Raw genomic sequence first — 1,412 nt, 5'->3', positions numbered from 1 at the left:
TCGCCGATCTGCGCGCGCAACTCGCGGTTGGCACCGGCCAGCTCGCGGGTGCGCGCCTCGACCCGGAACTCGAGCTCGGCGTGCGCCGCCTTCAGGTGTTCCTGCGCGCGCTTGCGCGCCAGGCCGCCGCCGATGTGGTGGGCGACGAAGGTCAGCAGCTCCTGGTCGCGCTCGGTGAACATGATCTCCGGGGTGTAGGTCTGCACCGCGATGGCGCCGACCACGGTGCTGTCGCGCATCAGCGGCACCCCGAGCCAGCTGTGCGCCAGCGCGCCGTGGCTGCGCACGTCGCCGGCTGCCTCGAGCTCGGCGATGCGGGCGCGGTCGGCAAGCAGCGGCTCGCCCTGCAGGATCACGTACTCGGTCAGGCCCTTGCCCAGCTTGCGCGTGGTGCGGGCGGCGTCGCGCTCGTCGACCGAGTACGGGAACTCGATCTGGTCGCCCTCGGGCGTCAGCAGCGCGATGTAGAAGTTGCGCGCGTACAGCAGTTCGCCGACGACGCCGTGGACGTCGGCGTAGAAGCGCTCCAGGCTGCCGGCGACCACCGACATCTCGGTGATGCGGTACAGCGCCCGCTGCAGACGCTCGGCGCGCTGGCGTTCGATGATCTCGGCCTGCAGCACCAGGTTGGCCTGCTGCAGCTCCAGGGTGCGCTCGTCGACGCGCTGCTCGAGCTCGACCTTGGCCTGCTTGCGGTCGAGCGCGGTGAGGATGTGCTGGGCCACGTACTCCAGCAGCGCGCGGTCCTCGCTGCTGTAGCTGGCCGGATGGTCGTAGCTCTGGACCACGATGGCACCGCACACCCGGTCGTCGCGGCGCATCGGCACGCCCAGCCAGTCGGCGCTGTCCGGGCCGTGCTTGATGTCCAGGTGCACGCCCAGTTCGTGGCGCAGGCGTGCCGAAGGCCCGAGCAGCGGCTTGCCGTGGCGCAGCAGGGCCACGGTGAGGCTGTTGGGCATCTCCGACACGGGCGTCTCGACCTCGGGCTGGGCCACGTAGGGATCCAGGCGGTCGGCGAAGTACAGGAAGCGGATGCTCTCGCGGACGTCGTCGTAGAGCACGATGTAGAAGTTCTCCGCGTACATCAGCCCGGCGACCACGGCGTGGATCCGGCCGAGCATCTCCTGCATCTCCAGCGCGGAACCGGCCAGGTCGGCAATCTCGTACAGCGCCTGCTGCAGGCGCTGGGACTTCTGCAGCGCCTCGATCCGGGTCTGGGCATGGGCCGAGGCCAGTGTCGCGGCAACCGTACGCCGGGCCAGTGCCACCCAGGCCAGGCGCGAAGCCGGGGGCAAGGGTTCGCCCAGGCGCGCCGAGAGGGCAACCCGGGTCTCGCCGTCCTCCCAGGTTTCGTCGATCTCGTTGGCCGACAGCGGCAGGGGCTTGCCGTCGAGGCCCGCTTCGGCGCGCGC

1 protein-coding gene is annotated in these 1,412 nt (G+C 70.8%); it reads right to left on the bottom strand.

Annotated elements, in window-relative coordinates; genetic code table 11:
- Positions 1–1,412 (bottom strand): GAF domain-containing protein (locus QAA18_RS12145; RefSeq protein ID WP_279413277.1); only part of this gene is annotated, 1,412 nt, incomplete at both ends.

It is taken from the genome of Luteimonas sp. 8-5 (assembly GCF_029763755.1).
Lineage (GTDB): Bacteria > Pseudomonadota > Gammaproteobacteria > Xanthomonadales > Xanthomonadaceae > Cognatiluteimonas.
Note: the sequence above shows the minus strand (reverse complement) of the source record. Positions and strands in the feature narration are given on the sequence as shown.